General features: G+C 42.7%; 5 protein-coding genes and 1 pseudogene. 1 reads left to right on the top strand and 5 read right to left on the bottom strand.

The window, feature by feature from the left end; translation table 11 throughout:
- The 5 genes and pseudogenes from QZ135_RS23910 to QZ135_RS23890 form a co-directional block, all read right to left on the bottom strand.
- Window positions 1-725 (bottom strand): annotated as a pseudogene (locus tag QZ135_RS23910) (ribulokinase); the annotation flags it as partial.
- An 8-nt stretch (window positions 726-733) separates the two neighbouring features.
- Window positions 734-2164 carry an L-fucose:H+ symporter permease gene (fucP, locus tag QZ135_RS23905; RefSeq protein ID WP_294615503.1) on the bottom strand — a complete coding sequence of 477 codons (1431 nt, stop codon included), beginning with the start codon at window positions 2162-2164 and terminating at the stop codon, window positions 734-736.
- Window positions 2165-2190: 26 nt separating this feature from the next.
- On the bottom strand, window positions 2191-3414 hold the full coding sequence (locus QZ135_RS23900) for a DUF6786 family protein (protein WP_294615501.1): 1224 nt from the start codon (window positions 3412-3414) through the stop codon (window positions 2191-2193).
- A gap of 14 nt (window positions 3415-3428) precedes the next feature.
- Window positions 3429-5216, bottom strand: a complete 1788-nt coding sequence (locus QZ135_RS23895) for an L-fucose isomerase (protein WP_294615499.1) — start codon at window positions 5214-5216, stop codon at window positions 3429-3431.
- 78 nt (window positions 5217-5294) lie between these two features.
- Window positions 5295-6299: a LacI family DNA-binding transcriptional regulator gene (locus QZ135_RS23890; protein WP_294615497.1), complete on the bottom strand. Its 1005-nt coding sequence runs from the start codon at window positions 6297-6299 to the stop codon at window positions 5295-5297.
- A gap of 223 nt (window positions 6300-6522) precedes the next feature.
- Between QZ135_RS23890 and QZ135_RS23885 the strand changes: the two genes are divergently transcribed.
- Entirely contained in the window at window positions 6523-7608 is a 1086-nt protein-coding gene (locus QZ135_RS23885) for a hypothetical protein (RefSeq protein ID WP_294615495.1), read from the top strand.
- Window positions 7609-7995 lie beyond the last annotated feature (387 nt).

The following is a 7995-nucleotide window of genomic DNA, read 5'->3' as shown; positions in this document are numbered from 1 at the left end:
GTGAAAAGATGGGGGAGGATTCTGTTCAGGGAGGGATTAAGTTCTAAAAGAACTTCGGAAGAAGAAAGTAACCAGCTTTCGTGCCACATAGCTTTATGCCCTGCTGCACAACGGCTACGAAGCATTTTTTCCGGAATTGTGTTCCCTGTAACCAAACCTGTCATCCAATCACAATGCTCTGTCCATGAATAAACAGCCTCTTTTACTTTAGAATTAGTATTGATGACATGTAAAACTTTTGACCATACCCATTCTGAAGAATAAGTACCTCCTTCGTAGAGTAAATAGTCAAGATTACGTTCCTTCATGAGAGCGTTTATCTGCTCGGCTTCACGAACCGCCGTATGGTCTTTCCAAAGGATAAACATGGCATCCGGCTCTTCTGCAAATTCAGGATTCAAGGCTAATGGCATCCCATTGCAATCAGTCAATGCAGGTGTACTGCCAGTGGTGTCAAAACATAACCCACAAATAGAAGCTATCTCCTCTTCTGTCAGATGGGATAAAGCAGTGTGCACAGCTTCCGTCATAGATTCAATATAATCCAGCGGATGCTGGCGATACCGATTACTCTGTGCATCGCAGTAAAGACCTGCTTTCCAACGGGGGTAGAAACTTACCCCCGTAGCAACTTCATCTCCATTGCGCACATCCACTATTAATGCCCGGCAGGAATCCGTACCGAAATCAAGTCCAATGACATATTTCTTATTAGATTCTATCATGTGAATTCTTATTTAATTGCTAATTCCTGTTTTCTTGCAATGAAATATCCATAGTAAGCAATAACCGCAAAAGCTATAGCCGGAACAATATATGCAGCCATAATGCTACCGGTCTGATCAGACACAATTCCTTGGATTTGAGTCAAGAGCGCCGCACCTGCAATGGCCATTACCATGCCCGAACCTCCGATTTTAGTATCTTCTCCCAATCCTGTAAGTCCAAAGCCATAAATGGTTGGGAACATCAGTGACATACATCCGGAAATACCCATCAGGCAATATACTCCGAAACTACCCTTACCAAGCATAGCACCTACACAGCATAGTACGGCAAGAATAGCGAGACCTATCAAAAGTTTGTAGGCTTTCACATACTTCATCATCCCTGTACATAGGAAGCGCATAGCGACAAAGAGGATAAGCGACATAATGTAATAAGTCGCGGCTGCCTGTTCGGCCGTACGAGGCAACAAGTCATTCAATCCAAGCCATTCGCAACCATTATAGAATGCGGCAGATACAGGTTCTACATTGCGCAAGGCATCTACAACTGCATCGGCAGAAGCCGTATTGCCCAGAGAAGCCAACACACCGTCAAAATTCAACTGCTGCATAGCATAGCGAATGACAAATGACCACACAGCTATCTGTGCACCTACATAGAAGAATTGCGCAACTACGCCCCACACATAATTCTTATTTTTCATGAGCCTGCGGAAAGTGGCGCCAAATTCAACTTTTTCTCCCTTTTCGCTAAGATTAGGCATTTTGGTAATCCAAATAGCAGCTAAAAGAACCAACATCACCAATCCAAGCACTACATACGCCATAGTGACAGCACTTAATTCCTGACCTTGGATGGCAGCCAATTCACTAGCCGGGAGTTGGCTACGTTCTGAAGCAGTCATCATGTTCAATTGCGAAAGAATGAAAATCTGACTAATCACTACTCCCGTAATTGCTCCAAACGGATTGAATGCCTGCGATAGGTTTAAACGGCGTGTAGCTGTACTCTCAGGACCAATTGCCAATACATACGAATTGGTTGATGTTTCCAATACGGAAAGTCCGGCAAAAAGAACAAAAATGGCCAGCAGGTACATGAAGAAACTGAACTCAACGTTTATTCCGGAGCAAAGCATTGCCGGATAGAACAATAAGGCACCCAAAGCATACAAACCAAGTCCCAACATTACACCGGACTTATAAGTGTACTTCTTGATAAATAATGCACCCGGAATGGCACAGCATCCATAGCCCAATAGATAACACACCACTTGTATCCAGGCAGTTTTCGAGTCACTGATACTCATGATTCGCTTGAATGCGGCGAGCATGGTATCCGTAAGATTATTCGGCACAGCCCAGGCAAAGAACAGCGTGGTGAGCAGAATGAACGGAAAGAGGATTCCTTTCGGTATTATTCGATTCGATTCCATACGAATTTTGATATTATATAGTTACCCTATTGAAACTTTGTCTTAATTACATTCAAATCTGCTCCGAATAATTTCTGTACGATAGGAGCCAACTGTCCGTCTTCACCCTGTATGTGGATTACTTTCTGTGTATGTACCAACGATGCACCCGGTACAAGTTCCGCTCCCGGAGAAGATGTTTCAATCTCATAGAAAGGTCCCATGATAGAGCCGTCTTCCACCGGACCGTCATTATAAGAGTTGATGACATCACCCGCAAACGGGTCTTCCTGTGGTCCCCATTGTCCATTCACATAAGCTGAAGGAGTTTCGGGCAGACTGCACCACAAGATAGTCAGTACACCTTTTGACGAGTCATAACTTCCGCACAGGCTTGTTGCGCGTGAAGCCGGCAATCCTAACTTTGAACGATATTTTCCATCTATCTTGAAATAGATGATACCTTCCTCTTTAATTAACCTATCTGCCGGGATTTTGCCGAAATACTCATCATTTACAATCGTCCCTTCCGCATCTTCCTTATATGGAATAAAGACGGTAGTGGTAGGTGTGGGATTAAAACAGCCGAGCATCCATACCGACACCAGTCCGCCCTCTTTTGTCCATGCGCTATCGCCCGTATTAGTAATCTTATTCTCACTCTTATAAGCTACTATTTTCATACCTTGTGAAAGTTGTATACCGAAATCCGCAGCCACTTCATCAGTATTCATCAATGACACCGTACGGTCGATATTCATGTCGAAAGTAGTACCTGAAGCATTTGTCAGACGGGTGTCCTTCACGAAATGAACACTGCTATCATCCTGTGACTTAATGGCAAAGGCTTCCGTGTCGAGCACAGTGGGAACTACCCAGTTATCATAAACCTGCTCCTGTCCCTCCTTAAAATAGAGTGAGAACGGGCCGCCTTCGGGACCCAACCAGAAACGCTCTTCACCTCCTACAGGATTGAACTGCGGGCTGACCTTTCCCTCACAAATAAAGCGGTAGTTAATCCATCCGTAGCTATCGCCCTCGTCACCGGAAGCCGAAGTAGTCATCACCCGCCCCTGCCATGCCGGAACAATCATGACTTTAGAATTTCCATCGGCAGAAACCAGTTCAGTGTATTCTATGCCATTCTCTTTCAGAAATTGGGCATCATAAGCATAACTTCCCATCTTAACTTCTTTTTGTCCGCTGCAAGATGCGAGTAATGTAACCGCACCTACAAGCAGAGTGTTTTTCAAATTGATTAGTTGCAACATAATTCTCATGTTTTTCATTTATAGAGAGGTCCGTAATTTTTGCAAGCTCTATAATCACTACCTTCCACGTCTTCACCGAAGGCAGACCATGCGCTGGGACGGAAAATGTTTTCCTCAGGAACATTGTGCATGCATACGGGAATACGGAGCATGGAAGCCAGTGTAATCAAATCAGCACCCGTATGACCATAGCTGATAGCGCCATGATTGGCACCCCAACGATTCATAACGGTATATACATCGCGGAAACAACCTTTACCTGTCAGGCGTGGAGCAAAGAAAGTGGAAGGCCATGTACGGTCGGTACGCTCATTGATAGCCTTGAAAACATCCTCATCCAGATTAACCGCCCAACCTTCAGCTATCTGAAGTACAGGTCCCTGTCCTTTTACAAGATTCAACCGGCACATGGTTACAGGCATTTCACCACGGGTCAGGAATTGAGAAGAATATCCACCGCCACGCATGTATTCGCGGGAAGCCGGATACCATGTGGTTGCAGCAAGGCATGCCTCAACTTCTTCCTCAGATATTTCCCAGAAAGGTTTCATTACAGGTTTTCCGTCACGGGTTTGAAGTCCTGTTCCGTCCAGCGTGCAAGAACCTGAGTTAATGAGGTGAATGAAACCATTGACAGCTTTGCCTTCCAATTTTTTGCCGGTTACCCGTTCCACTGCCTTCGGGCTCCAATAGGTACGTACGTCAGCAAATATCTGTGCCGTATTTGATAATAAATGTCCAAAAAGCATGGAAGTACCGTTCAATGTGTCATTTTCCGTAGCAAAAGTAAATGCTTCACGAATACCGTTCCAATCGAATGAGCTATTCAGTATAGCTTCAGTAAAATCACCATCCGGCTTGAAGTCTGTCCACTGACGTTGCCCCTGGAAGCCTGCGGCGATGGCATTATGCCCCATTGCTTCTTCCTTAAAGCCCATCTCTGCCAATTTAGGATTACCAATCATCATGTCACGGAAAATAAGAGTCATTTTTACCACGTATTCCCAACGCGCATCCTTTTCTTCACGGGAATATACCAGATGTTCCGGATTGAAATCCTTTCCTTCATTGCTTTTGCAATACTTTTCCGTCCATGCCATGGCGCGGTCAAATTCCTCGTGATCATAAATACCCAACTGAACACGACGCTCTATCTCACTGGCATCTACATATTCATTACGCATGCCCAGATATTCCTGAAAGAAATCCGGATTGGGGATAGAACCGGCAATGCCCATGGACACGCTTCCTATCGAAAGATAAGATTTACCTTTCATGGTTGCAACAGCCAGACCTGCGCGGGCAAAACGTACTAATTTCTCTTGCACATCTTCCGGGATTTCCGTATTACCGATTTCCTGTACGTCCCGCCCATAAATTCCAAATGTCGGCAATCCTTTCTGTGTATGTCCTGCCAAGGCAGAAGCCAGATAAACAGCGCCCGGACGCTCGGTTCCGTTAAATCCCCAGATGGCTTTCGGCATTTCACCATCCATGTCAATTGTCTCGAATCCGTAACACCAACAGGGAGTAACAGAGAGTACTACTCCTACTCCATTATTACGGAATTTCTCTGCTGCCATAGCTGCTTCAGCCACACCGCCGATAGTGGTATCTGCTATGATACATTCCACAGGTGTGCCATCACTGTGACGTAAAGATGAAGAATAAAGCTCTGCTACTTTATGGGCCATAGTCATGGTCATATCTTCCAGTGATTCGCGGATGCCACCGCGACGGCCATCAATAATAGGCCGAATACCAATTTTCGGCTTTCCACCGATAAGTCTTGAATGAGTCATGGGTAAATAGATTTATATAGATTAATACTGTTAATTAACTAAATCGATTAAGCAAATATTAAAAAAAAATAGCCCCGGTTAAGGGGTTATTTCTATAAATACCCCATCAGCAAGTACCGACTGCACAGTATTACCATTAGCAATATTGTCTATCAGTATTCCAAGCGCCTTCTGTACCAATACTTCTGCGGGTTGTTGAACATAGGATATAGGCGCACTGAAAAAGTCGAATGCGGGAGTACCATCAAATCCTACTAATCCTATTTTATTAATAACCTCCTGTCCCAAATCCTTTATGGTATATAAGCAGGCTATTGAGATCATATTTGTCGCGAACAGAAATGCATCTGCTCCTCCTTCAATCATTTTGGGCAATAAACGGTCGGCCGATTTTCTTGGAGCATCCTGTTTCAGGAAAATGACATTTGCCAATCGTTTCTTGCCGGCATCCTCCATTGCTTTCTTATATCCGCGAATACGCTCCTTCATATGAATCAGATTTATATCATAAGCCACTATACAGGGGGCATTATAACCTGAATCCAATAGATATTTAGTTGCGGTATAAGTTGCATTATAATTGTTTAGAGCTACATAGCTGACATTTATTTCGGGGAAATAGCGGTCGAAAAGAACAATGGGAACATTGTTATCTACCAATGAAGCAATGGACTTTTCCGAATTTTCACAGGGAACAATAATCAATCCATCTACACCTTTATTAATAAGGTTGCTCACAACACGGTTCATTTTCTCTGTGTCTTCATCAGAACTACCGAACAGGACGGTATATCCACGTTTCGTTGCCTCGTCTTCCAGTATACGGGCTAATTGTGAGAAAAAAGGGTTGGATATGTCAGATATCACTACGCCAATTGTTTTAGTCCGCCCACTACGAAGGCTCTTAGCGGCAATATTGGGTTGATAGTTCATTTCCTGAGCTATCTTCAATATACGCTTGGCTGTTTCCTCACCTACACGATATTCTTTCTTCTTACCGTTCAGTACGAATGAAACCAGTGCTGTTGATACTCCTGCGGCTTCAGCAATGTCTTTTAGCGATACTTTTTTTAGTGCTGACATATGTTTTTCAGTATAACGTTTTTGCTATAGTAGAATACTATGTTTTTCATTTATCTACTGATAATGTACTATTTAGTACTTTAGTACGCTGCAAATATAAACATAAAAATTAAAATAGCAAATTATTTTGCTAATTCGTTATAACAATTTTATATTTGCAGCGTGAAATCACTGTAAACTGCCATAAACATCATATAAAAAACTAATTTAAATCTTTAAGACAATGAAAACCAAGATTCTATTTGCCATTTTATTTTTTGTAGCCGGAACGTATTTTTGCTACGGACAAACTGATTTGAAAATTGATCCTAAAACTTTAGCAGTTCCGGAAGAAAACGGGATATGGGTGCAGCCTGCCCAAAACACCAAAGCGCAACCGATATGGGGATTTGCCAATGGCATCCGGATAGGGATTGCCCCGCTCGACGGTCCACGTGGACTGATACGTATTTATACTCCTTATTTAGGGCATGATAATTTTGTGGTAACTAACTTTATTGCATTCGAACCCATAGATAAAGCAAAAAACACCAGAGGACTGTCCGAATTGGAGTGGAGTGAGCTGGATGATGTTCGCGGAAAGCGCTTTTGGAGTAGTGATACACCTGAGGCGCCTTCTTTTCCCGATAAATATTATCCGGCGCATGGAGTCATATCCAATGAAAATGGAGTCGAGACTTTGACCGTGTATCTCTTCTGCGAGACATTTGATAATGGAGCAGATGTTTATGTACGAATTAAATTCACAGCGGGAAAACCTTACGAATTTGAGATAACCGGATATACTACTGAGGAGTCTGGCGAACTAAGCCGATTTATACTTACAGCGACAATGGGCAACAAGGCTCGACTCAGAACATTGCATCTTGCAAATGGAAAAAACAAAAAGGCCGGTCAGTTATGGCCAACTTATAAGGAAAGCAATTTTACAGAACATAACCATACCCCTTTATCTGAAATGATAAAAGATAAGAACGGAGGTGCCTGGTTCATCGCTTCTCCTGATGAAGAAGACCCTGCTAAAGCGGTTTATGCCGAGGATACCCACACACATTGGAAATATACAGGAAAAAAGGCTACTCAATATTGGTATTGTCCTAAACCAAGTAATGAATTAGAAGGGGTAGTAAACGGTCGTTATACCTACTGGGCAAGTAAATCTCCTATTCCCGGCGGCATTTCTTATGAAAATTTTGAATTGACGGAACCTTTCCGTTCTGGCCAGAGCTATGTATTTGGCATTACTCCTCTTTCATGGGAAGAAGTTATATCAGGAATTACTACAGAGATTGCCCCAGATGGTTTATAGTATTGATGCTATATTACCGTGCAAGAATGAGGTATAAAATGCTATTTTGTATTTTTTCAATACATATTCATTCGCTTCAGTTCCATATCCGACTTTTATCTTTTTTTTAGCTACTTCTGACTTTCTCCTTATGCTATAAGAAGGAGAAAGTCAGAAGTAGGTAAGGAGGAAGTAAGGAGAAGGTAAGGAGGAAGTATAGTGCAAATATATTCATAATCCGCACAGAAGCGGTGAGAATATAATGATACAGTAGAAATATAACTCAATTTCTACTACTTCTCTTTTATATCCATAATTCTATATGATATAAGTATCAATTGTTTCTCTCTGCAAAGTTCTTTTAGAACTTAATCCCTCCCTGAACAGAATCCTCCCCCATCTTTTCAC

The sequence above is a fragment of the uncultured Bacteroides sp. genome, from assembly GCF_905207245.1.
GTDB lineage: Bacteria > Bacteroidota > Bacteroidia > Bacteroidales > Bacteroidaceae > Bacteroides.
Note: the sequence above shows the minus strand (reverse complement) of the source record. Positions and strands in the feature narration are given on the sequence as shown.

Bases quoted from the DNA above. Each gene is read 5' to 3' on its own strand.
- QZ135_RS23885 (WP_294615495.1), top strand. From the start codon at position 6,523: ATGAAAACCAAGATTCTATTTGCCATTTTATTTTTTGTAGCCGGAACG.
- QZ135_RS23890 (WP_294615497.1), bottom strand. From the start codon at position 6,299: ATGTCAGCACTAAAAAAAGTATCGCTAAAAGACATTGCTGAAGCCGCA.
- fucP (WP_294615503.1), bottom strand. From the start codon at position 2,164: ATGGAATCGAATCGAATAATACCGAAAGGAATCCTCTTTCCGTTCATT.
- QZ135_RS23900 (WP_294615501.1), bottom strand. From the start codon at position 3,414: ATGTTGCAACTAATCAATTTGAAAAACACTCTGCTTGTAGGTGCGGTT.
- QZ135_RS23895 (WP_294615499.1), bottom strand. From the start codon at position 5,216: ATGACTCATTCAAGACTTATCGGTGGAAAGCCGAAAATTGGTATTCGG.